This window comes from Bosea sp. (in: a-proteobacteria) (assembly GCF_023953965.1).
GTDB lineage: Bacteria > Pseudomonadota > Alphaproteobacteria > Rhizobiales > Beijerinckiaceae > Allobosea.
Map to the genome: position 1 here is coordinate 2,477,189 of NZ_JAMLIX010000001.1, position 25,724 is coordinate 2,502,912.

Here is a 25,724-nt window from a genome sequence, read left to right on the forward strand (position 1 = left end):
ATGACCATGGCTGGCCGGATGCCCCGTTTCGTGCCTGTCCGCGGCGCCGCGCTCATCGTCGCGGCGGGGCTCATGCTCCTCGGCGCGCCGCAGGAGGCTTTCGCCCAGGCCGGCCAGGGCAAGGCGCGCGGCGCCGGCACTTCCTCGGCGCTCGGCGGCCTCGGCGGCGACAGCAAGGAGCCGATCAAGATCGACGCCGACAAGCTCGACGTGCTCGACAAGGAGAACAAGGCGATCTTCTCCGGCAACGTCGTCGCCGTGCAGGGCGAGACCACGGTGCGCTGCACGGTGATGACCGTGCTCTACGAGGGCCGCGGCGCGCAGGGCGCGGCCGCCACCGCTCGCCCGGCGGCGCCGGCCGCCGCGGGGCAGGGCAACGATTCCTCGATCAAGCGCATCCTGTGCAAGGGGCCGGTCACGGTGGTTTCGAAGACGCAGGCCGCGACCTCGGACAATGCCGAGTTCGACCGCGCCAACAACCTCGTCATCATGACCGGCAACGTCGCCCTCAACGACGGGCCGAACATCACCCGCGGCGAGAAGCTGGTGTACAACACCGTCACCGGCGTCGCCAATGTCGAGAACAAGGGCGGGCGCGTGCAGGGCTTCTTCGTTCCGAATTCGGGTGAGGCCGGCAAGGCCGACGCGGGCAAGAACGAGGCCGGCAAGCCCGGCGCCAGGCCGGCGCCGAAGCCGACCAACTGAATCGTGCCGCGGTGACCGTTTCCGAAGCGCCTCGTCCCCTGGCCGTGCCGGCGCGGCCGGCTCCGCGCCCGCAGCCGCTTGGTGCGTTCGGCCGGCTGCGCGGCCTGTTCGGCAGCCGCGACAGAGGGGAGGTCCGGCCGGCCGCGGCCTCGGCCTCCGCCATCGGCGGGCCGGGCGTCCTCGCGGTCGATGGCCTGCGCAAGAGCTATGGCGGGCGCGCCGTCGTCTCCGATGCCAGCCTGCATCTGCGCCAGGGCGAGGCGGTCGGCCTGCTCGGCCCCAACGGCGCCGGCAAGACCACGATCTTCTACATGATCACCGGGCTGGTCGCGGCCGATGCCGGGATCATCTCGCTCGAGGGCGACGACATCACCGCCCTGCCGATGTACCAGCGGGCGCGGCTCGGCATCGGCTACCTGCCGCAGGAAGCCTCGATCTTCCGCGGCCTCTCGGTCGAGGACAACATCCGCGCCGTGCTCGAGGTGGTCGAGCCCGACCGCAGGGCGCGCGAGCGCCAGCTCGACCAGCTCCTCGAGGAATTCACCATCGCCCGGCTGCGCAAGGCGCCCTCGATCGCGCTCTCCGGCGGCGAGCGGCGCCGCTGCGAGATCGCGCGCGCGCTCGCCGGCAAGCCCTCCTTCATCCTGCTCGACGAGCCCTTCGCCGGCATCGACCCGATCGCGGTCGGCGACATCCAGGCGCTGGTGCGCCAGCTCACCGATCGCGGCATCGGTGTCCTGATCACGGACCACAATGTCCGCGAGACGCTGGGCCTCGTCGACCGTGCCTACATCATCCATTCCGGACGGGTGCTGACCGAAGGCTCCCCGGCCGAGATCATCGCCAACCCGGATGTCCGGCGCGTCTATCTCGGCGAGGATTTCCGGCTGTAGCGCGCGCCGCTTTGTTGCGATGCATCAATTTCCGCCCGCGCGCGCGAGAGAGCCTTTGACGCGGCGGTGAGCCGGCGCTAGTGTCCTTATCGACAAGCAAGAAGCGTGCCGAGGGTGCGCGGGCGAGAAGGGCCTTTCGCGCATGGCGATGATGCCGCGCATGGAACTGCGCCAGGGGCAGTCCCTGGTGATGACGCCGCAGTTGCTGCAGGCGATCAAGCTCCTGCAGCTCTCGCATCTGGAACTCCGGAACTTCGTCGAGGGCGAGCTCGAGCGCAATCCGCTCCTGGAGCGCGAGGAGGCCGCCGACCCGCCGGCGCGGCCCGACGAGACGCAGGAGCCCCTCGCCGCCGATCCCGAGAGCTTTTCCCGGGCCGAGAGCCTGAACACGCAGGAAGGCATGGAGGGCCGGCTCGGCACCGGCCTCGACAACGTTTTCCAGAGCGAGCAGCCGGCCCCGGCCCGCAGCGAGGCAGCCGGCGCCGACAGCCTGCCGATCGTCGGCGGCGCCTACGGCGCGGCGGGCGGCTCCTTCGACGGCGATCCCGAGGGCTTCGAGATGAGCCTGACGGCGGAGCTTTCGCTGCACGACCATCTCGTCGCGCAGCTCGATCTCGCCGTCGCCGACCCGGCCGAGCGCATCATCGGCCGCCACATCATCGATGCGGTCGACGAGGGCGGCTATCTCTCCGAGCCGCTGGCCGAGATCGCGCTACGCCTCGGCATCGCGCTCGGCCGCGTCGAGGCGATGCTCGGCGTCGTGCAGGGCTTCGATCCCTCCGGCGTCGCGGCCCGAGATCTCGCCGAATGCCTCGCCATCCAGCTGCGCGACCGCGACCGCTTCGATCCGGCGATGCAGGCCTTGGTGGCGAACCTGCCTCTCGTCGCCAGGCGGGACGTCGCGGCGCTGAAGCGCCTGTGCGGCGTCGACGAGGAGGACATCGCCGAGATGGTCGCCGAGATCCGCCGCCTCGATCCCAAGCCCGGCCGCGCCTTCGGCGGTGCGGCGGCCGAGACGGTGGTGCCTGACGTCTTCATCCGCGCCGCGCCCGACGGCTCCTGGCTGATCGACCTCAACCCCGACACGCTGCCGCGGCTGCTCGTCAACCAGACCTATCACGCGCGCGTCTCGCGCGCGGTCCGCAACGAGGCGGAGAAGGCCTTCATCGCCGAATGCCTGCAGAACGCGAACTGGCTGACCCGCTCGCTGGAGCAGCGCGCCCGCACGATCCTGAAGGTCGCCAGCGAGATCGTGCGCCAGCAGGACGGCTTCTTCGCCCATGGCGTCGAGCATCTGCGCCCGCTCAACCTCAAGACCGTGGCCGACGCCATCGGCATGCACGAATCGACGGTTTCGCGCGTCACCTCGAACAAATATCTCACCTGCTCGCGCGGGGTCTTCGAGATGAAATACTTCTTCTCGGCGGCGATCGCCGCGACCGGCCATGGCGAGGCGCATTCGGCTGAAGCCGTGCGCTTCCGGATCAGGCAGATGATCGAGGAGGAGAATCCCGCCGCCGTCCTCTCCGACGACGCCATCGTCACCAGGCTGAAGGCCGGGGGAATCGACATCGCCCGGCGCACCGTGGCGAAATACCGCGAATCGCTCAGGATTCCGTCCTCGATGGAGCGGCGGCGCGAGAAAGCCGCGCCGGCCTTGGGCGGGCGCTGAGCGAATTTGTTCCAGGGGAATCGCGCATGGGCGCCATGATTGCGCTGTCTCATTGACAACCCCGACTCCCGGTTCTTACCTCCCTAGGATGGCCGAATACGGCCATGGCTAAACCAAGGGGAAGCAGTTCATGAGCTTGCGAATCTCCGGCAAGAATCTCGATGTCGGCGAGGCCCTGCGCGGCCAGGCCGAGGAGCGGGTCGCCGCGGCGGTCAGCAAATATTACGAGGGCGGCTATCAGGGCCACGTCACGGTCGACAAGGACGGCTCCGCCTTCCGCACCGACGGCGTCCTGCACCTCTCCTCCGGGATCACGCTGGAAGCCTCCGCCACCGCGCACGATGCCTATGCCAGCCTCGACAAGATGGCCGAGCGCATCGAGAAGCGGCTGAGGCGCTACAAGCGCCGGCTGAAGGATCGTTCGGGCGGCAATGGCCGCGATGCCGGAATCGCAATCCCCAGCTATGTGATCGCGGCGCCCGCCGACGATATCGAGGAATTCGACGGGGCCGCGGGCGGCGACAACCCGGTGATCGTCGCGGAATCGACCAAATCCCTGCATGTCATGACGGTGGGCGACGCGGTCGCCGAGCTCGATCTGACGGGCGCGCCGGTGATCGTCTTCCGCCACGCTGGCAATGACCGCATGAACATCGTATACCGCCGCCGCGACGGCAATATCGGCTGGATCGACCCGCCGGCATCGTTGTCCTGAAGGCCGGCGGGGTTCCGCACCGGCCGTCGAACCTGACCCGCGCCGCCGGCTTGTCGACCGGCGCGGGACATGCATGGACGGGCGAATGACGCTGACCGATCTCCTGAGCCCCGCCGCGGTGATCTCGCCGCTGCGGGCCAACGGCAAGAAGCAGGCTCTGCAGGAGCTTGCCCAGCATGCCGCTTTGCTGACGGGCCTGCCCGACCGCGAGGTTTTCGAGGCCCTGCTCCAGCGCGAGCGCCTCGGCTCGACCGGGATCGGCGACGGCATCGCGATCCCGCACGGCCGGCTGCCGGGCATCGAGCGCCTCGTCGGCCTCTTCGCCCGCACCGAGAAGCCGATCGATTTCGACGCGCTCGACGGCCAGCCCGTCGACATCGTCTTCGTGCTGATCGCTCCCGAAGGGGCGGGCGCCGATCATCTCAAGGCGCTGGCCCGTGTCGCGCGCGTGCTGCGCAACCAGTCCGTGCTCGAGCAGGTGCGCAAGGTGCGCGATCCGGCCGCGATCTACGCCATCCTCGCCGAAGCGGCCGTGCAGGCGGCGTGAGGCGCTGTCATTCCGAGTTTTTCGCTGCGCGAAGCCCCGGAATAACGATGGCGCTGCGTTCGGCGCTCTCAGCTTAAACGCGTTAAAGACTGCTTGGACGTGGCGCCGCGACCGGCTATGACCCCGGCCAGACGGCGTCGCGCCGGCCATCCGCGCGCGGCGCGCCCTGCTTCGGAGCCCGCGAGCCATGGCCTATACGCATGTCGACCTCTTCCCGCTCGGTGAGGATACGACGCCCTATCGCAAGCTCGGCAGCGAGGGCGTCGGCATCGAGACGTTTCGCGGCCGCGAGATCCTCAGCGTCTCGCGCGAGGCGATCCGCCGGCTCTCCGAGCAGGCTTTCATCGACATCAACCACCTGCTGCGTCCCGGCCATCTCGCGCAGCTCGCAAAAATCCTCGACGATCCCGAAGCGACCTCGAACGACAAGTTCGTCGCCTACGACCTCCTGAAGAACGCCAACATCGCCGCCGGCGGCGTGCTGCCGATGTGCCAGGACACCGGCACCGCGATCGTGATGGGCAAGAAGGGCCGCAAGGTCTGGACCGACGGCGACGACGAGGCGGCGCTCGGCGAGGGCGTCCATGATGCCTATTTCAAGCGTAACCTGCGCTATTCGCAGCTAGCCCCGCTCTCGATGTTCGAGGAGAAGAACACCGCGACCAACCTGCCGGCGCAGATCGACATCTATGCCGAGGGTGAGGACGCCTACAAGTTCCTCTTCGTCTGCAAGGGCGGCGGCTCGGCCAACAAGACCTTCCTCTACCAGGCGACGCCCTCGCTCCTGACGAAGGAGCGGATGATGGCGTTCCTGAAGGAGAAGATCCTGACGCTGGGCACCGCCGCCTGCCCGCCCTATCACCTCGCCATCGTCATCGGCGGCACCTCGGCCGAGCAGAACCTCAAGACGGTGAAGCTCGCCTCGACCCGCTATCTCGACGCGCTGCCGACCAGGGGCTCGCCCTCGGGCCACGCCTTCCGCGATATCGAGATGGAGGAGGAGGTCCACAAGATGACGCAGGCGCTCGGCGTCGGCGCCCAGTTCGGCGGCAAGTATTTCTGCCATGACGTGCGCGTCATCCGCCTGCCGCGCCACGGCGCCTCGCTGCCGATCGGGCTCGGCGTCTCCTGCTCGGCCGACCGCCAGGCCAGGGGCAAGATCACGAAGGACGGCATCTTCCTCGAGGCGCTGGAGACCGACCCGTCGAAATACCTGCCGGATGTCGACGAGGCGAAGCTCGGCGGCGCCGTCGTCAGGATCGACCTGAACCGGCCGATGAGCGAGATCCTCGCCACCCTGTCGCAGCACCCGGTCAAGACGCGGCTGTCGCTCACCGGCACCATCGTCGTCGCGCGCGACCTCGCCCATGCCAAGATCCGCGAGCGGCTGGAGCGCGGCGAGGGCATGCCCGATTATTTCAAGAACCACCCGGTCTATTACGCCGGCCCGGCCAAGACGCCGGCGGGCTTCGCCTCGGGCTCCTTCGGGCCCACCACGGCGGGGCGCATGGATTCCTTCGTCGACCAGTTCCAGTCCTTCGGCGGCTCGATGGTGATGCTGGCCAAGGGCAACCGCTCGGCGGCTGTCCGGGAAGCCTGCAAGACCCATGGCGGCTTCTATCTCGGCTCGATCGGCGGCCCGGCGGCGCGCCTCGCGCAGGACTGCATCCGCAAGGTCGAGGTGCTGGAATATCCGGAGCTCGGCATGGAGGCGGTCTGGAAGATCGAGGTCGAGGATTTCCCGGCCTTCATCGTCATCGACGACAAGGGCAACGACTTCTTCAAGGAGCTGAACCTCGGATGAGGCTCGCCCTCGCCGCGGCGGTGCTGCTGCTGGCAGGCTCCGCGCTTGCCCAGCAGCCGCGCCCGGCGACCTGCTCGCGCGACCTGTTCCAGAACGACGCCGCTTTCCGCCGTGAGCAGACGCGGCTTTCCGCGGTGGCGACAGCCGACCCGGCGACGCAGTGCCGGGCCTATCGCGAGCATGTCGGCTATCTCCAGAAGGCGCGTTCGGTCTTCGCCACCTGCCAGAGCGGCGGCGAGCGTGAGCGCAACGTCGCGGAGATGGATGCGGAGCTTGCGAACTACCGCGCGCTGATCGCCAATCGCTGCGGCGGACGGTGAGCCCCGCCCGTCATTGCGAGGGGCGCGGGCTCGCAATGACGGCACAGCGTGGTAGTAACCTTCCGGAACAATCGAAAGACGCTCATGACCGACCAGCCGCCGCTCCAGATCGCCGTCCTGCCGGTGACGCCGTTCCAGCAGAACTGCTCGATCATCTGGGAGAGCGCGACGAAGCAGGCGGCGATCGTGGATCCCGGCGGCGATGTGGGTCGCCTGCGGGCGGCCATCGCCGAGCTCGGCGTCACGCCCGTGGCGATCTGGCTGACACATGGCCATCTCGACCATGCCGGCGGCGCGACCGAGCTTTCAAAGGCGTTGTCGATCCCGATCATCGGGCCGCATGAGGACGACAAGTTCCTGCTCGACACCCTGCCCGAACAGGGGCTGATCTTCGATATCCCCGGCATGAAGGCGGTCGTGCCGACGCGCTGGCTGAAGGACGGCGACGAGGTCTCGCTCGGCGGGCTCACCTTCTCGGTCCGGCACGTACCCGGCCATTCGCCCGGCCACGTCACCTTCTTCCAGAAGGAGCTGCGCTTCCTCTTGGCCGGCGACACGGTCTTCGCCGGCTCCGTCGGCCGCACCGATTTCCCCTATGGCGACCATGAGGCGCTGATCGGCGGCATCAGGACGAAGCTCCTGCCGCTCGGCGACGACGTCCAGTTCCTGCCGGGCCACGGCCCGGCCAGCACATTGGGCGAGGAACGGCGGACCAATCCGTTCCTGCGGGGTTGAACTTCAGGCCGCCCGGCTTCTCGTATTTCAGATGCGGCCGCGGTCGAAATTGTTGTGGCGCCGCCGCGTATGATGGTGCTTCCAGTGCCGGCGGTCGACGGAGCCGGGGGGCCGTTCGCGCTGACGGCGCTTGCGGCGGTTCTGGCTGAATTCCGCATCCACCCCGTCGAGCCCATGCGCGATCTCGGCGGGGAGATTTTCGGAAGAGGGGGCTGCGGCCTGCGCGCCCGTCGTTTTCGCAAGACCCGCAGCGACGATGCCGCCGATGAGCGCGGTCAGAAATGAGCGTCGATTCAACGGAAACTCCCTGGTCTTTGCGTCCCGGGCCTGAGTGTCGCGCGGGACGCCGGCGCGGGTCAACCTCGGCTTCCCGCTTCGGTTCACCAGCGCGGGCAGACGTCCCAGAAGCCGTGCGTGCGGGCGTGGTTGGTGTAGAACCAGCAGTAATTGGCGCGCGGCGGCGGCCCGGCCCAGGACGAGGCCGCGGCGCCGGCCACGAAGCCGATCGCGGCGCCGGCCGCGATGGCGCCGCCCGGATGCCAGGTGCGGCGCGGATGCACGACGACGATATTGTTCGAGCGGCGGTGGAGGTTGTGCTGAGGCCGATGGTGGATCGTCTGGCGCGAGCGCTGGTGCACGTTGTTGCGCGGACGCTGCGCGGGGCGGTTCACATGCTGGCCGCGCCCGGCCTGAACGCGACCGCGCGCGGCATCGCGCTGGCCTTGCGAAACCCGCTGGGCCTGGGCGGCATCGGTGATGGCGAGCGGCGGCACCAGGCCGGCGAGGATCGCGAAGAGCATCGCGATCGATTTCGGCTTCAGATAGCTGCGCATGGCATTCCCCCGAGGATTGTTTGCGATGGTGTCGGCTTTTGAAAGCCGATCGAGACTGAACGGAGCATGAAGCTCCGGCAGCCGCCAGAAACGGCAACGGCCATGCAGCGGAACGGTGCGCGTACATCCGGCGTCACACGTTCGGCCCATGGCCGTCTTGGCGACGGAGGACCGTGGAACGTCCTCGACATCGCCGTGACGGCTATATGGGATGGCATTGCGGCCTTTTCAAGGGCCGCCCTGCCGCAGCCGCGTTCAGGCGAAGACGCCCTTCAGGAAATCCCGCTTGCCGATCTGGAAGCCGTTCTCGCGCAGGATGTCGTAGGCGGTCGTGGCGTGGAAGTAGAAATTGGGGATGGCGTAGCGGGTGAGATAGACCTCTCCGGTCAAGGTCACGGGCGCCGAGGCGGCGTGCGGGAGGGTGATCTCGCGGGCAAGCCCGGCATCGAGCGCGGCGCCATCGGCCGCCGCGACGAAGGCGAGCGTCCTGGCGATGCGCTCCTTCAGCTCCGGGAAGGTCTTCTCCTCGTCGGGGAAGCGCGGGTTGTCGCCGCCGGAGAGGCGCGCCACGCTGTTCTTGGCGAAATCGCAGCAGAGCTGGATCTGGCGGGTGAAGGCGAGCATGTCGGGAGCGAGCCGCGCGTTCAGCAGCACCTCCGGCTGGATCTTGCGGTCCTGCGCCTGCTCGAGCGCCTTGTCGAGAATGGCGTCGAGCGCCTTCAGCGTCTGAACGAAGCCGGAAAGGGCGGCGGCCTGGACTGTGAGCGGCATGGCATATCCTCGACAAAACGACGACGGGCCCGGAAAGGGCCCGCCGCAAGTCGTTATAGCGGATATTCCTTCAGCCCGCTCTGCGCTGGGCAATCAATCTTTCGCGCGCTCGACATAGGAGCCGTCGGCCGTCATCACGACGATGCGGGTGCCGACGCCGATATGCGGCGGAACGGCGCTGCGCACGCCGTTGGAGAGGATCGCCGGCTTGTAGGAGGAGGAGGCGGTCTGGCCCTTGGTCACCGGCTCGGTCTCGACGACCTCGAGCGTCACGCGCTGCGGCAGCTCGATCGCCACCGCCTTGTCCTCGAACACCGAAAGCGAGACCTTCATGCCCTCCTGAAGATAGGGCGCGGTATCACCGACCACGTCCTTGTCGACCGGGATCTGGTCGTAGCTCTCCGGGTTCATGAAGACGTATTGCTCGCCGTCCTGGTAGAGATAGGTGAAGTCGCGGTCCTCGACATAGGCGCGCTCGACCTGCTCGGTGGTCTTGTAGCGCTGCGTCACCTTCACGCCGTCGGCGATGCGGCGCATGTCGATCTGCGTCGTCGGCGTGCCCTTGCCGGGGAAGAAGCTCTCGGCCGAGAGCACCGAGCAGAGATGCCCGTCGACTTCGAGGACGTTGCCCTTGCGGACGGAAGAGGCGATGACCTTGACCACGTGAATGTCCTTCTGGTGCGCAGCCCGGCCGCGCGCTATACGAATTCCTGTCGCCGCGCCACTACCGCATTCGCGCGCGAAACGGAAGCTTCCCGACGGTTCCGACGCGAGATTCGATGAGTTCCTCCCCCACGCCGTTGTGGCGGCCCGATGTCCATGCCGACCGCCGCCCGGCGCTTCTGGCGCGCGGGCGGATCAAGACGGCGCTTCGGCGCTGGTTCGAGGATCGCGGCTTCACCGAGGTCGAGGCTGCGATCCTGCAGCGCTCGCCCGGCAACGAGACGCATCTGCACGGCTTCGCGACTACGCTGATCGACGATGCCGCTCAGAGCCATCCCTATTACCTGCACACCTCGCCTGAATTCGCGGCCAAGAAGCTGCTGGCGGCCGGCGAGACGCGCATCTTCGATTTCGCCCGCGTCTTCCGCAACCGCGAGCGCACGGCGCTGCACCATCCCGAATTCACCATGCTGGAATGGTATCGCGCCGGCGAGGATTACGACGTGCTGATGCTGGATTGCGCGGCGCTGATGGCCGAGGCGGCGCGCGCCGCCGGCGCTTCCACCCTGCGCTGGCGCGAAACGCAAGCCGATCCCTTCGCCGAGCCCGAGCGGCTGACGCTCGACGACGCCTTCGCCCGCCATGCCGGCATCGATCTCCTCGCGACCGTCTCGGCCGATGGCGCGACCGACCGCGCCGGGCTCGCGGCGCAGGCCGTTGCCGCCGGGATCCGGCTGGCGGAAGACGATAGCTGGTCAGACATCTTCAGCCGCGTTCTCAGCGAGCGCATCGAGCCGCATCTCGGCCGTGGCCGTGCCACGATCCTGTGCGAATATCCGATCAGCGAGGCCGCCCTCGCAAGGCCCAAGCCCGGCGATCCGCGTGTGGCCGAGCGCTTCGAGCTCTATGCCTGCGGCGTCGAGCTCGCCAATGCCTTCGGCGAGCTGACCGACCCGGCCCAGCAGCGCCGCCGCTTCGAGGCCGATATGGACGAGAAGGAGCGCATCTATGGCGAGCGCTATCCGATCGACGCGGATTTCCTGGCGGCGCTCGCGCTGATGCCGGCGGCGTCCGGCATCGCGCTCGGCTTCGACCGGCTGGCGATGCTCTGCACGGGTGCGCGCCGGATCGAGGACGTGCTCTGGACGCCGGTCGCGGAACCGGGCAGGGGAGAACCATGAGCATTCACCAGCCCCCCGGCGGCCAGCCGCTGCGCAGCATCGACGCGCTGGTCGAAGCCGGCCTCGCCGCGCCAGACAAACGCGATGCCCTGCGGAAGGTGGCGGAGCGCTACGCCGTCTCGCTGACGCCTGCGATCGCCGGGCTGATCGACCCGGCCGATCCGGCAGACCCGATCGCGCGCCAGTTCGTCCCGGATGCGGCCGAGCTTCAGACGCTGCCGCAGGAACTCTCCGATCCGATCGGCGACGACGCCCATTCCCCGGTCGAGGGCGTGGTGCATCGCTATCCAGACCGCGCCCTGCTCAAGCTCGTCCATGCCTGCCCGGTCTATTGCCGCTTCTGCTTCCGCCGCGAGATGGTCGGCCCCGGCGGCGATGCGCTGACCGGCCATAAGCTCGACGCCGCGCTCGCCTATCTCGCCGCCCGCCCGGAGATCTGGGAGGTGATCATGACCGGCGGCGATCCCTTCATCCTCTCGGCCCGCCGCGTCCGCGAGGTCGCCCGGCGCCTCGCCGCGATCCCGCAGATCAAGGTCGCGCGCTGGCATACGCGCGTGCCGATGGTCGACCCCGGCCGGATCACGCCGGACTACGCCAGGGCGCTGCGCATGCCGGGCAAGGCGAGCTATATCGCGATCCACGCCAACCACCCGCGCGAATTCAGCGAGGCCGCCCGCACGGCGATCGCGACGCTGGCCGATGCCGGCCATGTGCTGCTCGGCCAGTCGGTGCTGCTCAAGGGCGTCAATGCCGATGTCGGGACGCTTAGTGCCCTGATGCGCGCCTTCGTCGAGAACCGAATCAAGCCCTATTACCTGCACCATCCGGACCTCGCGCCCGGCACCGCGCATTTCCGCCTGACGCTGGCGGAGGGGCAGGCCCTGGTCAAAAGCCTGCGCGGCAACCTTTCGGGGCTGTGCCAGCCGACCTATATCCTCGACATCCCCGGCGGCGCCGGCAAGGTTCCGGTCGGCCCCGCCTTCCTCTCTCCTTGCGAGGCGCCGGGCGCGGAGGCGCTGGCCGAAGACCGGCAGGGCGGGCTGCATCGCTATCCGCCCGCCTGACGTTAAGGACACCGACATGCAGGACAAGCTGCCGCTCGCGATCGTCTCCGACATCGCCTGCCCCTGGTGCTTCATCGGCAAGGCCCGGCTGGAGACGGCGCTCGCCCGCTACGGCCTTGAAGAGCGCTTCGCCATCACCTGGCTGCCTTACGAGCTCAACCCGGAGATGCCCGCCGAAGGCATGGACCGCGCGCAATATCTCGAAGCCAAGTTCGGCCCCGGCAAGCGCAGGGAGATCGAGGTCAGGCTGTCGGAGGCGGCGCTGGAGAGCGGCGTCACCTTCAACTGGGCGAAGGTGACCCGCAGCGTCAACACCCGCATGGCGCATATGCTGGTCGCCGCCGCAGCGACCGTGCAGCGCGGCGGCGAGATGACGGGCGCCCTGTTCAAGGCCTATTGGCAGGACGGGCGCGACATCGGCGATCTCGAGACGCTGATCCAGATCGCGGTCGAGCAGGGCTTTGACGGTGAGGCCGCCCGCGACGAGCTCGCCAACGACGAATTGCGCGAGACCGTGATCGGGCTCGAGGACCACGCCCGCAAGGTCGGCGTCACCGGCGTGCCCTTCTTCATTATTGATGGCAAGCTTGCGGTCTCGGGCGCGCAGCCGCCGGACGTCTGGGCGCAGGTCTTCCAGCAGGTCCTTGCCGCGCAGACGCCGCAGATGCCGCAGTTCTGAGGCGGCTCAAAGCCCGGTGAGGTGGATCACGGCGGGCGCGCCGAGCGAGACGCCCGAGAGGAACAGCAGCGCGAACACCACCCGCCGCATCACGGCTCGCGAGATCGGCGGCGGATAGCGGCGCGCCAGATGCGTCCCCACCATCACCGCCGGAATCGCGAAGAGCCCCGACAGCGTCGATACCGGGGGGATCTGGTCGGTGGCGACGACGAGCCCGGTCCGGAACAGGGAGTTCAGCGCGAAGATCGCCACCAGCGTTTCGCGCACGACCACGAGGGACATCGGCTGGCGGTAGAAATGATAGACGAGCGGCGGCCCGCCGGCGGAGAACATCCCGCTCATCAGTCCCCCGACGCCTCCGAAGAACAGGAAGCTCGCCGGGCCCGAAGGCTGCCTGAGCGACTCAGGTCTGCCGGCGAGCTGCAGGCTGGACAGGATGATCACGCAGCCGAGAATGAGCCGCAGCAGATCGGCCCGGCTCTCCGCGAGCCATCCCAGCAGGTGGAAGCCGATGAAGAGACAGGGCCAGCTCCCGAGCTGCGCCAGCGCGAACTTGCGCCAGTCGACCTCGCGCCAGCCCTTGAGCAGCATCTGCGTCGCGTTGACCAGCGCCAGGACGCTGACGAGCATGGCGGCGTCGGGCAGGGAGATGAGGCCGGTCAGGCCGACGCCGCCCATGGTGATCAGGCCGAAGGCGAAGCCGGTCAGCGTCTGGACATAGGCCGCCATGCCGGTCAGCAGCAGAAAGCCGGTCAGCGCGGCCCAGGTCATCGTCGGCGGTCTCCAGCAGGACGGAGCGTGACGCCTAAAGCATCGGATGCGAAAAGTGGAATCCACTTTCCGGAAAGTTCCGATGCTCCGACAATGGGATGGATCATCGTCGCGCGTCCGATAGGACGCGCGACGATCTAGAGGATTATCGGGATCGGCGGAATTCGTTTTCGGGCGGGGCCGATGCGCGCCGGCCGCGCTCTTGCATCCCCCTTCGAATCGTGCGCCTTCCCGAAAAAGCGCAGGGGAGCCGGCCGATGCAGAAGATCAACGATGTCCGCGACCGCCTGATCGTCGCCCTCGACGTGCCGACCATCTGGGATGCCTATCGCCTCGTCTCGACGCTGGGCGACGGCGTCACCTTCTACAAGATCGGCTATCGCCTCGCCTTCGCCGGCGGGCTCGATCTCGCGCGCCAGCTCGTGGCCGAGGGCAAGAAGGTCTTCCTGGACCTCAAGCTGCACGACATCGGCAACACCGTGACCGAGGGCGTCGATTCGCTGACCAGGCTCGGCGTCACCTTCCTCACCGTCCACGCCTATCCGCAGACCATGCGCGGCGCGGTCGAGGGGCGCGGCGATGCGCCGCTGAAGCTGCTCGCGGTCACGGCGCTGACCTCCTATGACGACGGCGACCTGCGCGACGCCGGCTATGGGCTGGCCGTGCGCGACCTCGTGCGGCTGCGCGCCGAGCAGGCCCGCAGCGCCGGCATCGACGGGATCGTCTGCTCGGCCGCCGAGACGGGGATCGTGCGCGATGTCATCGGCCCCGACATGGTCATCGTCACGCCGGGCATCCGCCCCTCGGGCAGCGCGGCGGGCGACCAGAAGCGCACGCTGACCCCGGCCGAGGCGATCCGCGTCGGTGCCGACCATCTCGTCGTCGGGCGTCCCATCATCCGCGCGGCGGACCCGCGCGCGGCGGCGGGCGCGGTCATGGACGAGATCGTCGCGGCTTCGTAAGCTCCGCTCGAACCCGATTCAGCCAAGAGACAGCATCATGCCCAAGGGATATGTCATCGGCCGCGCCAAGGTCTGCGACGCGACGAAATGGGCGGCGTACGCCGCCAAAGCCTCCGAGGTCATGAAGATCTATGGCGGCACGCCGATCGTGCGCGGCGGCGCGATGACGGTCGGCGAGGGCGAGGGCCGCGCCCGCAACATCGTCATCGAGTTCAATGATTTCGAGGCGGCGCGCGCCTATCTGTTCTCGCCGGAATATGCCGAGGCCCGCAAGCTGCGCGAAGGCGCCGGCGAGATCGACCTCGTCGCCGTCGAGGGAGCCTGAGCCGTGGCCAAGGGCTACTGGATCGCGCGCGTCGATGTCGAGAACGCCGAGGCCTATGCCAGATACCGCTCGCTCAACGCCGTGGCCTTCGCCAAATACGGCGCGCGCTTCCTGGTGCGCGGCGGCGAGTACAAGCTCGCCCGCGGCGAGGGCCGCAAGCACAACGTCGTGATCGAGTTCAAGGACGAGGAAACGGCGCGCGCCTGCTACGCCTCGCCGGAATACCAGGAGGCGGTGAAGCATCTCAGCGCCGCCGGCCAGTCCGACCTCGTCATCATCGGCGGCTATGACGGCCCGCAGCCGGGCGAATAGCGGCTTGACGGATCGCCTCTCCGACCCGGCCGCCGTCCTGACCGCCATCGGCGTGATCAGCGGCACCTCGATGGACGCCATCGACGTCTCGCTGGTGACGAGCGACGGGCGCGGCCGGCCTTCCTTCGGCACTGGCGCCGCCTATCCCTATCGCGACGAGACGCGCCGGGCTTTGCAGGCCGTCATCGCCGACGCCGAACGGCTCTGCCGCGAGCCGCTGACGGAGCTCGAGGCCGCCGTCACCGCCGACCATCTCGCCGCCATCCGGGCCTATGGGGCGGATCAGGGCCTCGATCTTTCCGCGATCGATCTCGTCGGCCTGCACGGCCAGACGATCTATCACCGGCCGCAGCAGCGCTTCACCCGCCAGCTCATCGACGGGCCGGCGGTGGCGGACGCGCTCGGGCTGCCCGTGGTCGACCGTTTCCGCGATGCCGATGTCGCGGCCGGCGGGGAGGGGGCGCCCTTCGCGCCGCTCTATCACCGGGCGCTGGCGCAGGGCCTCGAGCAGCCTCTGATGGTCCTCAATCTCGGCGGCGTCGGCAATGTCAGCTATATCGACGGCGACAGCGTGATCGCCTTCGATACCGGCCCGGCGAGCGCGATCCTCGACGATTTCATGCTGCGCCGCCTCGGCCGCGCTTACGACGCCGACGGGGCGCTGGCGGCGAGCGGGCGGGTGCACGAGGATCTCGTCGCCGGCTTCATGGCCAATCCCTTCTTCGACCGGCCGGCGCCGAAATCGCTCGACCGCAACGATTTCCACCGCCGCGCCCAGGTCGTCGAGCCCTTGTCGGATGCCGATGGCGCGGCGACGCTGGCCGCCTTCACCGTCGAGAGCCTCGTCGCGGCGCTGCGCCATGTGCCCAGCCAGCCGAAGCGCTGGCTCGTCGGCGGCGGCGGCCGGCTCAACCGGCATTTCATGGCGCGGCTGGCCGCGCGGCTTCGCGTGCCGGTCGAGCCGGTGGAGGCGGCCGGCTGGGACGGCGATGCGCTGGAGGCGCAGATCTTCGCCTATTTCGCCATACGCTCGGTGAAGGGGCTGCCGCTCAGCCTGCCCGCGACGACCGGCGTGTCGCGGCCGATGACCGGCGGGCGGCTCAGCCTGCCCGCGGGTCGCGCCTCCGTCATCTGAAGGACGAAAAGCGCGCGCCGCCCCGTTACAGACTATCTTCGGGCGACGGATCGAAGGGATTCCGGGCGGGAGCCCGTCGCAGGCTTCAGCGCGGTCGAAGGGGAAGCGCCGCGCTGCGCAGCAGTGAAACGAGCTGGCTTTGCTGACGGGTGTTCGTCTTCTGGAAGATGCGCGCCAGATGTGTGCGCGCGGTCGAGATCCGGACACCTTGCGCTTCGGCGGCCTCCGTCAGCGAAGATCCGCTCGCCAGCGCGGAGGCGAATTTGGCTTCGGTATCGGTCAGGTCGAAGAGCTGGCGCGCGCAGGCGACGAGGTTGGTCGCGGTCTCCAGCCGCCTGAGCGCGATCAGCACCTTGCCGGCGGCGTGCGCCTGGACAGCTGAGCGCGGCGCCGGCATGGCGCAGGCCGAGAGTGAATGAGCGCCGTCCTCGCCATGCAGGATCATGCTGGCCTGATGGGTTCCAAACGGGTCCTGCGCGCTGCGCAAGGTCACGTCGACCAGCCGCCTGAGCTGGCGCTGGTCGGCCGGACGGCGCGCGAAGAGCCGCCCCTGATGCAGGCCGGCGGCGCTGTCGGGATCGGACAGGATCTCGTCGGCGCCTTCGTTGGCATAGATGATCCGCATGTCCGGATCGAGGATCGCGATCCCCATCGCGATCCGGTCCAACGCGCTGCGCGCCTCGTCGCGCTGGATCGTCACCCGGCCGATATGGCGGCGCAGTTCGACGACCCGCCGCAGCACCGGATAGAGCTTCTCCAGCAGGGCGGCGTCCTCGGCATCGAAGCCCTCCTGCCGTCGGCCGCGCTGCACGTCGAAGAACCAGAAGGCGGCGCCGTTCTCGGCGAGGCGGCAGGCGAGGCCGCCATACATGTCCTGCGGGCGCATCCATTCCTGCCAGACACGCGAATTGCGCAGGGTTTCCGCGCCGAGCACGTCGTGGTCGCGGTAGATCACGCCGAGCGGGATGCCGCGCACCGCATTGCCCATCTCGATGAAGTCGGCGGAGAGTTCGCCGAAGCAGCGCTCCTGCAGCGCAGCGTCGGGGTCGGTCGCATAGGCCGCCCAGTCGTCGCGGCTGGGACCGAAGCCGGCGAAGCAGGCTTTCGAGCCGTTGAAGAGCTGCCGCATCGTTTCGGCGGCGGCCTGCATCTGCCCGTCGTCCATCACGCCGGCAAGCAACTGGTCGATCGCGGACATGACGGTGTCGACATCGGGGCGCGGCATGAGGAATCCCGTCAGGCCAAGGCAGGCGCACGGGCGTGCGCTTGCTCGAAATTAGCAGGATGCGAAGATTCCGAAAAGTCCAAAAACAATCCAATGGCCGCCGACCGGCCGGCGCAGCCTCAGCGCCGGACCAGGGCGGCGACGGCGGCGGCATCGGGCAGTGCGTCGAGGACGCCGTGCCGCGTCGTCGTCAGGGCGCCTGCCGCCGCGGCGGCGCGCAGGGCTTCGGGCAGGGGGTGTCCCGCCGCCAGCCCGACGCCGAGCGTCGCCGCGAAGGCATCGCCCGCGCCGAGCGAATCGACCGCCTCGACGGCAAATCCCGGCTGCATGACGGGCGCTGCCTGCGCACTGGCGGCGATCGCGCCGGCCGCACCGCGCGTCAGGACGACGAGCCGCGGGCCCCGCTCCAGCAGCGCCGGGCCGAGCTTCGCGACGAAGCCCTGCGGAGTCGCCGCCTTCTCCGGGGCGAGGCCGAGCGCGGCGGCGAGGCTTTCCGCCTCGGTCTCGTTGACGATCAGGATCGAGGTCGCCGCCAGGATGGCGGGCGCGATCGCCCGGAAGGGCGAGGGGTTGAGCAGGGTCTCGACGCCGGCCCGCCGGGCGAGCGCGAAGGCCGCCGCGATCGCGCCGTCTCCGATCTCGAACTGGGCCGTCACCAGCGCGGCGGCGGCGATGGCCGGGGCCCGTTCGCGGACATGCCCGGCCGAGAGGGCAAGATTGGCGCCGGAGGCGACGGCGAGGCAGGTTTCGCCGCCCGCATCGGTGAAGCCGACGCCGGCGCCCGTGCGCCCCGCAAGCCGCACCAGCATCGACGCCGGCAGCCCGATCCGTTCGAGCGCAGGCTGGGCGAAGGCGGCGGCGAGGTCGTCGCCGACGGCGATGAGGCCATCGACGGTGGCGTCGAGGCGGCGTGCCATGATCGCGTGGTTCAGCCCCTTGCCGCCGGCCTCGATCGTCACGATCTCGGCGGAAAGCGATTCGCCGGGCTGCGGGAAACGGGCGACCTTCGCCGAGCAGGAGACGACGAAGCTGCCGAGCACGAAAATGGGCTTGCCGGTCATGGGGTTTGATCGTCCCGGTCTCGAATTGCTAAGCAGGTTGTGTCACGCTCATGCCAACGATGACAGTGCCTAAGCAGCCTCTTCCAAAGCCGCCTTTCCAGAATCTGCTGGAACTGCGCAGCGACACCGCCAAGCCGCTCTACCAGCAGCTCGAGGACCAGCTCCTGCAGCTGATCGGCGACGGGACGCTGCCGCCGGGCACCACCCTGCCGGCCGAACGCCAGCTCGCCGAGCGCCTCGGCCTCAGCCGCGCCACCGTGCAGCGCTCCTACAACGCCTTGCGCGAACGCAAGCTGCTCAGCGCGCAGGGGCGCCTGGGCTCGATCGTCCAGGGCGCCGGCCCGCGCCTGCATCCCGGCATGGACAGGCTCAAGGGCTTCACCGAGGAGATGCGCGAGCTCGGCCGCGTGCCGTCGTCGCAGATCGTCGAGCGGGTGGTGGCCGCCGACCCCGCGATCGCCGCGATCTTCGGCCGCCCCGCGCATGTGCGCTTCCTCAAGCTCGTCCGCATCCGCTCCGGCGACGGCATCCCGATGTCGCGTGAGGTGGCGTGGTACAATCTGGAGCGCGCGCCGGCGCTCGCCGAGGGCGATCTCTCGGGCTCTGTCTATGCCCGGCTCGCCGCGCTCGGCCTGCCGCTGATGCGCTGCGACCAGACCATCGAGGCGGCGGCGCCGACGGAGGCGGAACGCCCCATCTTCGGTTTCGAGACGCCCGTGCCCTGCCTCCTGATCAAGCGGCGCAGCTACGGTGCCGACGGCGACATGCTCGAATATGTCGAGGGCCTGTTCCGCGGCGACAGCTACAGCTACCGGCTGACGCTGCGGGCCTGAAGCCGGCGAAGTTCCAATAGCAGTCCAAAAACGACGCGTGCCTTGAACCCGCCCGCGGCCCGGCGCGACCAAAAGGCAACGGGGCTGCATCCGGCCGGCATCCTGTTTCTCCGGCGAGACGGCGCAGCGATCCGTGGATTGCAGGTGCAGGGATGGATATTGCGATGTCTTTTCAGGTTTCGATCCCCGGCGGGGCCAGCTTCACCCCCTTCCTCCCGCGCCCCGACATCGCGCCGGACGCCTTCGGGCGCGGTTCCAGGCCGGTCTTCGTCATCGATGCCGCGCTGAACCTGCACTTCGGCAATTGCGGCGCTGCGGCGCTCGCCCGCGACGGGCTCGGCGGCGGCGAACGCTTCACGGCGCGCGACAAGGAGTTCATGGCGCGGCTCACGCTCTGGCTGAAGCGCTGCCGCAACGGGGCTGCCGCCGGCGAGACGCGGCTGCCGCTGTCGCTCGGCAGCGGGCGGCAGATCGCGGTGGATGCCGTCCATCTGGCGAGCATCGGATTGTTCGTGCTGACGGTGGACGATCCGGAAAGCGCCATCGACCGCAACATCGCCCGGGTCGGCGAGGCCTGCGGCCTGACGCCGACGGAGGAGCGGATGCTCGCCCTGATGGCCGAAGGGCTCGATACCATCACCGCCGCCCGGCGGCTGGGCATCGCGACGACCACGGCCCGGACGCATCTGCAGCGCCTCTTCGCCAAGACCGGCACGGCCCGGCAGAGCGAGCTCGTCCGCTTCGTCGCGATCTATGTCGCGCAAGCGCGCTGAGGCAGCGCGCCCCGCCAGCGCCCCCACACGTCGCATATTGGCAGGCTGAGGCTCGCGGCGCGTCGCCGCAATACCGCGCCGAAACAGCCATCGCCGCGCATCCGCCGGCGACACGCCGCGCGCGCCTTCCGGCTCGCTTGAAAAATCCCGGTTTCGAGACAAGGGCCCGCCGGCTGCCCCCGCGCGGAGGGCTGCGCCGAATGATGTTGACAGAAAATTCGATATCTGAAACTCTGAAAATAATTCTAAGTATTGTAATAAAATACGTAAAATCAAAACCGGGAGGGCCATCGTGATGCGCATTGGAATCGTGACGGCGGTCGCGCTGTCCTTGCTGCAAATGCAGGCGGGCGGGGTAGCGGCGCAGGAGAGCAAGGCAACAACGGCGCGGGTCGCGATCGCCTCGACGATCGATACGCTCGATCCCGCCAAGATCACCGCCAATCTGTCGGGCGCCGTCCTGAGGACGGTTTTCGAGCAGCTGGTGAAGCGCAATGCGGACGGCAGCTTCGAAGGGCTTCTGGCGACGTCCTGGTCGGTCGACGAGAGCAAGACCGTCTGGACCTTCAATCTGCGGCGGGATGTCAGGTTCCACGACGGCGAGCCCTTCAATGCCGCCGCCGTCGAGCGCACCTTCGCCCGTGTTCTGGACCCCAATGCGGTGATCCCGCTGCGGCAGAATCTCGGGCCGATCAAGGCCGTCAAGGCCGTCGACCCCTTCACCGTCACCATCGAGACCAAGGCGCCGTTCAACGGGCTGCTCGGCGGGCTGACCCATCAGGTGGCGAGCATCGTCAGCCCCCGGACGCTGGAGCAATGGGGCAGCGAGCTCGGCCGCCATCCCGGCGCCGGGACCGGCCCTTTCAAGATCGCGAGCTTCCGGCTTCCCGATGAGCTGAAGCTCGAAAGGTTCGACGGCTATTGGGGTCCGAAGGCGCGGGTCGGGGCGATGGAGATCCTCGCGCGTGCCGACGCCCAGACGCGCCTCGCCTCGCTATTGAGCGACGAGGTCGACCTCGATTTCTACGTCTCGCCCGAGGGGCAGGGCCGGGTCAAGGCGAGCGACGGCCACGACGTCGCGATGATCGAGGGCGACCGCTTCTTCATGGTCGCGCTGCCGATGGCGCACCCCGCCTTCCAGGACATCCGCGTGCGCAAGGCGCTGAACCACGCGATCGACCGGGAGCAGATCGTCAAGTCGGTCTATCTCGGCGCCGCCACGGTGGTCGATGCCGCGATCACGCCCGGCATGTTCGGCTATGCGCCGGGCAGCGCCTACACATACGATCCCGCGCTCGCCAAGAAGCTGCTCGAGGAGGCGGGCTGGAAGCTGAACGCGGCGGGCGTCCTCGAGAAGGACGGCCAGCCCTTCCCGACGCTGCGCCTGCTCGCGAGCCGCGGCCGCTATCAGAAGGACAGCCAACTCGCCGAGGTCGTGCTGGCCTATCTCAAGCGGATCGGGGTTCCCGCCACGCTGCAGCTCGAGGAGTTCGCCGTCTTCTTCCCGGCCGCTCAGGAGGCTTCCAAGACCGGCACGGGCCTGGTCCAGATGGCCTGGAGCTCTCCGACCGGGGATGGCGGATGGATGATCTGCGGCGTCTACGCTCCGGGAAACAGCTTCAACTTCGGCAAGTACGACAATCCGGAGATGGCGAAGTATTGCAAGGATATTCAAAACGAATTCGACGTGACCAAGCGCAAGGCCCTCATTGCGGAAGCGGTCGGGAAAATCTATGCGGACGTTCCGGCGATCTATATGGTGATACCGAATTATATCGTCGGATATAAGAAAGGCCTCTCCGGGGTTGAGTATTCGCCTGCCGAATATCACTCGCTGAATAATATCGAGAAAAAGTAACTGGATCGATACCGGGTGAGATGGAGGCGCAATTTCGATGAAAGCGGTCTTTGGCGTGGATGTCGGAGGAACCTTTACCGACTGCGTGATGGTGCTCGATAACGGTGATGTTCTTCTGAAGAAGGTCGCGACCAGGTCCGATTCGCCTGACATCGCGGTTCTCGACGGGTTCTCCCAGTTGCGGGAGCGCGTCGTGGATGAGGACTGCGAGATCGTCCATTTCGGCCACGGCACCACGATCGCCACCAATACCGTGATCGAGGAGAACGGCGCGGATGTCGGCGTCCTGGTGACCAGGGGATTTCGCGATTCCCTGTTCATCGGCCGGGCCCGGTTTCCCAATCCGACCAACCTCAACGGGCCCCTGCCGCGGCCGCTGGTGCAGCGGCGCAACGTGCGCGAGATCGACGAGCGCCTCAACGTCAAGGGCGAGGTGGTGCGCGCCCTCGACCTCGATGGCGCCGTCGAGGCGGCGCACGCGCTCGTGCGCGAGCACGGCGTCAAGGCGATCGCGGTCTGCCTCCTGCATGCTTACAAGAACCCGGTGCACGAGCGCCGGATCAAGGAGGCGCTGGGCGCCGCGCTGCCTGGCCTGCTCGTCACGATCTCCTCGGATATCTCGCCGCGCCCGCGCGAGTTCGAGCGTTTCACGGCGGCTGTGATGAACAGCTATGTGGGCGAGAGGATGCGCGACTATCTCATGGCGCTGCGGACGAAGGCCAAGGCGGCCGGCGTCGGCGCGCAAATCCTTCTCACCAAATCGGATGGCGGCGTCTTCAACATCGAGACGGCGGCCGATTATCCGGTGCAGACGATGCTGTCGGGCCCGGCGGCGGGGGTCGTCGCGGCGCATCACTACGCAAAGCAGGCGGGCTTCGACAAGATCCTGACCTGGGACATGGGCGGGACGAGCCTCGACGTCTCGGTGATCGGCGGGCGCATACCCTATACGGAAGAGGCGCAAGTCGGCGCGCACCCGCTGTTCCTGCCCAGCGTGGACGTCTTCTCGGTCGGGGCGGGCGGCGGATCGATCGCCTCGGTCGACGCGGTCGGGATGCTGCATGTCGGGCCGCGCAGCGCCGGCGCGCTTCCCGGGCCGGCCTGCTACGGCCGCGGCGGAACCGAGCCGACCCTGACCGATGCCTATCTGGCGCTCGGCATCATCGATGCCGGCAGATTCGCCGACAAGGCGATCACGCTCGACCGCGAGAAATCGCTGAGCGCGCTCTCCGCCCTCGGCGAGCGGCTTTCGCTCGATCCGCTGACGACGGCCGAGGCGGTGCTGGAGGTGGCGACGGCCCAGATCCAGGCCAAATGCATGCCTTTCCTGGCGCGATACGGGATCGATCCGGACGAATACGCGCTGCTCGCCTATGGCGGCGCCGGCCCGACGCAGTGCTTCCTCTACGCACGCTCGGCCGGGATCCGCCGCGTGGTGGTGCCGCGCTATCCGGGCCTGCTCTGCGCGCTGGGGACGCTGGTAGCCGATCTGCGCTTCGACGTTCCGAGGCGGATCGACAGCCTGGTCGACGGGATCGACGAGCAGGACTTCGACGACATGCTGCGCACCATGGCGACGGCGGCGACCGACAGGATCGCCGGCCAGAACATCGCCGTCGAATCCACCGCGATCGAGCGCCTCGCGCTGATGCGCTATCACGGGCAGTCCTTCGAGCTGGAGATCGTCCTGCCGCCCGGCAGGGTCGGCCGGGAGCGGCTGAAGGAGCTCTTCCACGCCGCCCATGCCGCCCGCTACGGCTATGCCGACCCGGCCGTGTCGATCGAGCTGATCTCCATCGTGGTGCGCTCGATCGGCGTCAGGCGGAAGGTGGAGCTCAAGGGGCCGGTGCAGCCGCGCCCCTTTTCTCCCGACGGCGTCCGCGCCGTCTACACGGACGGCCAGTGGACGGAGATCCCTTACGTCGACCGCGCGAACCTCAGGGCCGGGCACGAGATGCGCGGGCCGCTGCTGATCGACCAGGAAGACACGACGATATTCGTCACCGCCGGCTTCGACATCACCGTCGATTCCTATCTGAACGTCGTGGGGGATCGTCATGAAAAACTGGTCTGACGCGGTTCATCTCCAGATTCTGAACAGCAGGCTGCTCGCCCTGACCTCGGAATTCGCCGAAAACATCCTGAGGGCCGCCCATTCGACCTTCGTCAAGGAAACCTGGGACATCGCGGCGCTGCTGATGACGAGCGAGGGAGAGATCGTGTCCTCGCCCAGGGAGATCGGGGCCAAGCGCCTGGGCATGTCGCTGCGGAAGTGGCTCGAGACCAAACCCTCGGTCAAGCCCGGCGATATCTTCATCAGCAACGACCCGAACACGTCGTACATGGCCACCCATCTGAACGACCTGTTCTTCTGGAAACCGGTCTTTCTCGACGGCGAGGTGGCCTGCTATGCGCTGGGCTTCGTGCATGTCAGCGATGTCGGCGGGGCGGTTCCCGGCAGCATCACCCCGACATCGACCGACCTGTTCCAGGAGGGCGTGAAGATCCCGCCGGTGAAGATCGTCTCGGAGGGCGTGTTCAACGACAGCATCCGCGAGATCATCATCGCCAATTCGCGTGTCCCCAAGCAGATCTGGGGCGACGCCACGGCGCTTCTCGGCTCGCTGTCGATCTTCGAGAGCAAGCTCCTGGACTTCATCAGCGCGTACAGCATCGACGAATTCAAGGTCGTGACGGAAAAGCTCCTGTCGATCTCCGAAGCGCGCGCCAGGTCGATCATCCGTACCATCCCCAACGGGACCTACCGCTTCGACGATTACATCGACGGCCTCGTCCAGGGCGATCCGATCAAGCTGTCGCTCGACGTGGTGGTCGAGGACGAGGAAGTCACCCTCGATTTCGGCCGGTTCCCGCCGGAGGTCGCGGCCGCCTACAACGTCTACAGCCATTCCCAGACCGGCGACTGGGGGTTGACCCGCGCCTTCATGGACTTCTTCCAGACCACCGACCCCGCCATCGCCTGGAACAGCGGGCTCGTCCGGCCGGTCAAGGTCAAGGCGCCGAAGGGCAGCATCGTCAATCCGAAGCCGAACGCGGCCTGCGGCGCGCGGGTCGCGACCTTCTTCCGGGTCTATTACATGATATTCGGCGCGCTCGGGCGGGCCTTGCAGGGCATCCTGCCCAGCTCCGGGCCCGGATCGACCGGGGTGATGCTGATCGCCACGGCCGATCCGATCACCGGCGACAACGCGATCAATGTCGGCCAGGCCCTGTTCGGCGGCTGCGGCGCCCGCCCCGGCTCCGACGGCTACGACAGCAACGAGATGGTGTCCTGGTATCTGCGCAACATCCCCGTCGAGCTGCTCGAGCACGAGCTGTCCGTGCTGTTTCGCGAATATGCCTACGCCGTCGATACGGGGGGCGCCGGCCGCCATCGCGGCGGGCACGGAACCAAGGTCGCGGTGGAGTTCCTGAGCGACGCGACCGTCACGATCCGGGGCTTGCAGCGCTTCCAGTTCCGCGCGTGGGGCGTCGAGGGCGGCGAGGCCGGCGCGCTCGGCCAGGTCATCGTCAACGAGGGCACCAACAGGGAGGTGCGGCTGGATGCCGTTTCCGTTCTGAAATTCGCGCCGGGCGACACGCTGTCGGTCGTCTCTCCCGGCGGGGGCGGGCTCGGCGACCCGTTCGCGCGCCCTGCGGACAAGGTGCTCGGCGAATTCGAGAACGGCCTGGTGAGCGCGCAGAAGGCCGCCGAGAGCTACGGGGTCGTGATCGTCGACGGACGGGTCGATCCCGCCGCGACGCAGAGGCTGCGTTCGTCGGCCGTGCGGCCCAAGGCGGAGCACTTCGACTTCGGCGAGGAGCGCAGGCGCTACGAAGCCCGCGGCGAAGGCGCATGATGCAGGCGGGGAGGCGCGGAGGCGATC

27 protein-coding genes are annotated in these 25,724 nt (G+C 68.3%); 20 read left to right on the forward strand and 7 right to left on the reverse strand.

Annotation, left to right across the window (positions count from 1 at the left end):
- The 8 genes from M9917_RS11495 (at window position 1) to M9917_RS11530 (ending at window position 7,391) form a co-directional block, all read left to right on the forward strand.
- Window positions 1–705, forward strand: coding sequence for an LptA/OstA family protein (locus M9917_RS11495; protein ID WP_297253773.1), 705 nt, complete (start codon window positions 1–3; stop codon window positions 703–705).
- 11 nt (window positions 706–716) lie between these two features.
- Window positions 717–1,598, forward strand: a complete 882-nt coding sequence (gene lptB / locus M9917_RS11500; RefSeq protein WP_465246351.1) for an LPS export ABC transporter ATP-binding protein — start codon at window positions 717–719, stop codon at window positions 1,596–1,598.
- Between the two features lie 142 nt (window positions 1,599–1,740).
- Entirely contained in the window at window positions 1,741–3,270 is a 1,530-nt protein-coding gene (gene rpoN / locus M9917_RS11505; RefSeq protein ID WP_297253774.1) for an RNA polymerase factor sigma-54, read from the forward strand.
- A 130-nt stretch (window positions 3,271–3,400) separates the two neighbouring features.
- Window positions 3,401–3,985 carry a ribosome hibernation-promoting factor, HPF/YfiA family gene (gene hpf / locus M9917_RS11510; protein WP_297253776.1) on the forward strand — a complete coding sequence of 195 codons (585 nt, stop codon included), beginning with the start codon at window positions 3,401–3,403 and terminating at the stop codon, window positions 3,983–3,985.
- An 85-nt stretch (window positions 3,986–4,070) separates the two neighbouring features.
- Window positions 4,071–4,532, forward strand: coding sequence for a PTS IIA-like nitrogen regulatory protein PtsN (ptsN, locus tag M9917_RS11515; RefSeq protein ID WP_297253778.1), 462 nt, complete (start codon window positions 4,071–4,073; stop codon window positions 4,530–4,532).
- 187 nt (window positions 4,533–4,719) lie between these two features.
- A complete protein-coding gene (locus M9917_RS11520) occupies window positions 4,720–6,336 on the forward strand; it encodes a fumarate hydratase (protein WP_297253780.1) in 1,617 nt (538 codons plus the stop codon).
- On the forward strand, window positions 6,333–6,656 hold the full coding sequence (locus M9917_RS11525) for a hypothetical protein (RefSeq protein WP_297253782.1): 324 nt from the start codon (window positions 6,333–6,335) through the stop codon (window positions 6,654–6,656). Before M9917_RS11520 ends, M9917_RS11525 begins: the two co-directional genes overlap by 4 nt.
- A gap of 84 nt (window positions 6,657–6,740) precedes the next feature.
- Entirely contained in the window at window positions 6,741–7,391 is a 651-nt protein-coding gene (locus M9917_RS11530; RefSeq protein ID WP_297253784.1) for an MBL fold metallo-hydrolase, read from the forward strand.
- A gap of 27 nt (window positions 7,392–7,418) precedes the next feature.
- On the opposite strand, the gene M9917_RS11535 is transcribed toward M9917_RS11530, so the two are convergent.
- The 4 genes from M9917_RS11535 to efp form a co-directional block, all read right to left on the reverse strand.
- On the reverse strand, window positions 7,419–7,751 hold the full coding sequence (locus M9917_RS11535; protein ID WP_297253786.1) for a hypothetical protein: 333 nt from the start codon (window positions 7,749–7,751) through the stop codon (window positions 7,419–7,421).
- Window positions 7,752–7,771: 20 nt separating this feature from the next.
- Entirely contained in the window at window positions 7,772–8,224 is a 453-nt protein-coding gene (locus tag M9917_RS11540) for a hypothetical protein (RefSeq protein ID WP_297253788.1), read from the reverse strand.
- 255 nt (window positions 8,225–8,479) lie between these two features.
- Window positions 8,480–8,995: a DUF1993 domain-containing protein gene (locus M9917_RS11545; protein WP_297253790.1), complete on the reverse strand. Its 516-nt coding sequence runs from the start codon at window positions 8,993–8,995 to the stop codon at window positions 8,480–8,482.
- Window positions 8,996–9,088: 93 nt separating this feature from the next.
- Window positions 9,089–9,658, reverse strand: coding sequence for an elongation factor P (efp, locus tag M9917_RS11550; protein WP_297253792.1), 570 nt, complete (start codon window positions 9,656–9,658; stop codon window positions 9,089–9,091).
- A 116-nt stretch (window positions 9,659–9,774) separates the two neighbouring features.
- On the opposite strand from efp, the gene epmA reads away from it, so the two are divergent.
- From epmA to M9917_RS11565, 3 genes are read left to right on the forward strand one after another with little or no spacing between them, the layout of a single operon-like run.
- On the forward strand, window positions 9,775–10,839 hold the full coding sequence (gene epmA / locus M9917_RS11555; RefSeq protein ID WP_297253794.1) for an EF-P lysine aminoacylase EpmA: 1,065 nt from the start codon (window positions 9,775–9,777) through the stop codon (window positions 10,837–10,839).
- Entirely contained in the window at window positions 10,836–11,903 is a 1,068-nt protein-coding gene (locus M9917_RS11560) for a lysine-2,3-aminomutase-like protein (protein ID WP_297253796.1), read from the forward strand. The genes epmA and M9917_RS11560 overlap by 4 nt, the downstream gene beginning before the upstream one ends.
- Before the next feature lie 16 nt (window positions 11,904–11,919).
- Entirely contained in the window at window positions 11,920–12,582 is a 663-nt protein-coding gene (locus tag M9917_RS11565) for a DsbA family oxidoreductase (RefSeq protein WP_297253798.1), read from the forward strand.
- A gap of 6 nt (window positions 12,583–12,588) precedes the next feature.
- Here the strand turns inward: M9917_RS11565 and M9917_RS11570 are convergent, their stop codons facing one another.
- Entirely contained in the window at window positions 12,589–13,353 is a 765-nt protein-coding gene (locus M9917_RS11570) for a sulfite exporter TauE/SafE family protein (RefSeq protein WP_297253800.1), read from the reverse strand.
- A 257-nt stretch (window positions 13,354–13,610) separates the two neighbouring features.
- Here M9917_RS11570 and pyrF point away from each other — a divergent pair, with 257 nt between their 5' ends.
- The 4 genes from pyrF to M9917_RS11590 are packed head-to-tail and all read left to right on the forward strand — an operon-like array spanning window position 13,611 to window position 16,087.
- Window positions 13,611–14,315, forward strand: coding sequence for an orotidine-5'-phosphate decarboxylase (gene pyrF / locus M9917_RS11575; protein ID WP_297253802.1), 705 nt, complete (start codon window positions 13,611–13,613; stop codon window positions 14,313–14,315).
- A 37-nt stretch (window positions 14,316–14,352) separates the two neighbouring features.
- A complete protein-coding gene (locus M9917_RS11580) occupies window positions 14,353–14,640 on the forward strand; it encodes a DUF1330 domain-containing protein (protein WP_297253804.1) in 288 nt (95 codons plus the stop codon).
- Between the two features lie 3 nt (window positions 14,641–14,643).
- Window positions 14,644–14,952, forward strand: a complete 309-nt coding sequence (locus M9917_RS11585; RefSeq protein ID WP_297253807.1) for a DUF1330 domain-containing protein — start codon at window positions 14,644–14,646, stop codon at window positions 14,950–14,952.
- Window positions 14,953–14,956: 4 nt separating this feature from the next.
- The gene (locus tag M9917_RS11590; protein ID WP_297253809.1) at window positions 14,957–16,087 is read left to right on the forward strand and encodes an anhydro-N-acetylmuramic acid kinase; all 1,131 of its coding nucleotides are present in this window, start codon (window positions 14,957–14,959) and stop codon (window positions 16,085–16,087) included.
- Window positions 16,088–16,172: 85 nt separating this feature from the next.
- Here the strand turns inward: M9917_RS11590 and M9917_RS11595 are convergent, their stop codons facing one another.
- Window positions 16,173–17,312, reverse strand: a complete 1,140-nt coding sequence (locus tag M9917_RS11595) for a helix-turn-helix transcriptional regulator (RefSeq protein WP_297253811.1) — start codon at window positions 17,310–17,312, stop codon at window positions 16,173–16,175.
- Window positions 17,313–17,431: 119 nt separating this feature from the next.
- Window positions 17,432–18,373 (reverse strand): PfkB family carbohydrate kinase, encoded by a 942-nt coding sequence (locus M9917_RS11600; RefSeq protein ID WP_297253813.1) that lies wholly within the window; start codon window positions 18,371–18,373, stop codon window positions 17,432–17,434.
- Window positions 18,374–18,432: 59 nt separating this feature from the next.
- Here M9917_RS11600 and M9917_RS11605 point away from each other — a divergent pair, with 59 nt between their 5' ends.
- The 5 genes from M9917_RS11605 (at window position 18,433) to M9917_RS11625 (ending at window position 25,697) form a co-directional block, all read left to right on the forward strand.
- A complete protein-coding gene (locus M9917_RS11605; protein ID WP_297253815.1) occupies window positions 18,433–19,206 on the forward strand; it encodes a GntR family transcriptional regulator in 774 nt (257 codons plus the stop codon).
- 164 nt (window positions 19,207–19,370) lie between these two features.
- Window positions 19,371–19,979: a helix-turn-helix transcriptional regulator gene (locus M9917_RS11610; RefSeq protein ID WP_297253817.1), complete on the forward strand. Its 609-nt coding sequence runs from the start codon at window positions 19,371–19,373 to the stop codon at window positions 19,977–19,979.
- Window positions 19,980–20,274: 295 nt separating this feature from the next.
- Entirely contained in the window at window positions 20,275–21,837 is a 1,563-nt protein-coding gene (locus M9917_RS11615) for an ABC transporter substrate-binding protein (RefSeq protein ID WP_297254838.1), read from the forward strand.
- A gap of 37 nt (window positions 21,838–21,874) precedes the next feature.
- On the forward strand, window positions 21,875–23,911 hold the full coding sequence (locus M9917_RS11620; protein WP_297253819.1) for a hydantoinase/oxoprolinase family protein: 2,037 nt from the start codon (window positions 21,875–21,877) through the stop codon (window positions 23,909–23,911).
- Entirely contained in the window at window positions 23,895–25,697 is a 1,803-nt protein-coding gene (locus tag M9917_RS11625; protein WP_297253821.1) for a hydantoinase B/oxoprolinase family protein, read from the forward strand. Before M9917_RS11620 ends, M9917_RS11625 begins: the two co-directional genes overlap by 17 nt.
- Window positions 25,698–25,724: the final 27 nt, after the last annotated feature.

Excerpts from the sequence above, each read along its gene's own strand:
- M9917_RS11495 (WP_297253773.1), top strand. The coding sequence starts at position 1 with ATGACCATGGCTGGCCGGATGCCCCGTTTCGTGCCTGTCCGCGGCGCC.
- rpoN (WP_297253774.1), top strand. The coding sequence starts at position 1,741 with ATGGCGATGATGCCGCGCATGGAACTGCGCCAGGGGCAGTCCCTGGTG.
- hpf (WP_297253776.1), top strand. The coding sequence starts at position 3,401 with ATGAGCTTGCGAATCTCCGGCAAGAATCTCGATGTCGGCGAGGCCCTG.
- ptsN (WP_297253778.1), top strand. The coding sequence starts at position 4,071 with ATGACGCTGACCGATCTCCTGAGCCCCGCCGCGGTGATCTCGCCGCTG.
- M9917_RS11520 (WP_297253780.1), top strand. The coding sequence starts at position 4,720 with ATGGCCTATACGCATGTCGACCTCTTCCCGCTCGGTGAGGATACGACG.
- M9917_RS11525 (WP_297253782.1), top strand. The coding sequence starts at position 6,333 with ATGAGGCTCGCCCTCGCCGCGGCGGTGCTGCTGCTGGCAGGCTCCGCG.
- M9917_RS11530 (WP_297253784.1), top strand. The coding sequence starts at position 6,741 with ATGACCGACCAGCCGCCGCTCCAGATCGCCGTCCTGCCGGTGACGCCG.
- M9917_RS11540 (WP_297253788.1), bottom strand. The coding sequence starts at position 8,224 with ATGCGCAGCTATCTGAAGCCGAAATCGATCGCGATGCTCTTCGCGATC.
- M9917_RS11545 (WP_297253790.1), bottom strand. The coding sequence starts at position 8,995 with ATGCCGCTCACAGTCCAGGCCGCCGCCCTTTCCGGCTTCGTTCAGACG.
- epmA (WP_297253794.1), top strand. The coding sequence starts at position 9,775 with ATGAGTTCCTCCCCCACGCCGTTGTGGCGGCCCGATGTCCATGCCGAC.
- M9917_RS11560 (WP_297253796.1), top strand. The coding sequence starts at position 10,836 with ATGAGCATTCACCAGCCCCCCGGCGGCCAGCCGCTGCGCAGCATCGAC.
- M9917_RS11565 (WP_297253798.1), top strand. The coding sequence starts at position 11,920 with ATGCAGGACAAGCTGCCGCTCGCGATCGTCTCCGACATCGCCTGCCCC.
- M9917_RS11570 (WP_297253800.1), bottom strand. The coding sequence starts at position 13,353 with ATGACCTGGGCCGCGCTGACCGGCTTTCTGCTGCTGACCGGCATGGCG.
- pyrF (WP_297253802.1), top strand. The coding sequence starts at position 13,611 with ATGCAGAAGATCAACGATGTCCGCGACCGCCTGATCGTCGCCCTCGAC.
- M9917_RS11580 (WP_297253804.1), top strand. The coding sequence starts at position 14,353 with ATGCCCAAGGGATATGTCATCGGCCGCGCCAAGGTCTGCGACGCGACG.
- M9917_RS11595 (WP_297253811.1), bottom strand. The coding sequence starts at position 17,312 with ATGCCGCGCCCCGATGTCGACACCGTCATGTCCGCGATCGACCAGTTG.
- M9917_RS11600 (WP_297253813.1), bottom strand. The coding sequence starts at position 18,373 with ATGACCGGCAAGCCCATTTTCGTGCTCGGCAGCTTCGTCGTCTCCTGC.
- M9917_RS11605 (WP_297253815.1), top strand. The coding sequence starts at position 18,433 with ATGACAGTGCCTAAGCAGCCTCTTCCAAAGCCGCCTTTCCAGAATCTG.
- M9917_RS11610 (WP_297253817.1), top strand. The coding sequence starts at position 19,371 with ATGTCTTTTCAGGTTTCGATCCCCGGCGGGGCCAGCTTCACCCCCTTC.
- M9917_RS11615 (WP_297254838.1), top strand. The coding sequence starts at position 20,275 with ATGCGCATTGGAATCGTGACGGCGGTCGCGCTGTCCTTGCTGCAAATG.
- M9917_RS11620 (WP_297253819.1), top strand. The coding sequence starts at position 21,875 with ATGAAAGCGGTCTTTGGCGTGGATGTCGGAGGAACCTTTACCGACTGC.
- M9917_RS11625 (WP_297253821.1), top strand. The coding sequence starts at position 23,895 with ATGAAAAACTGGTCTGACGCGGTTCATCTCCAGATTCTGAACAGCAGG.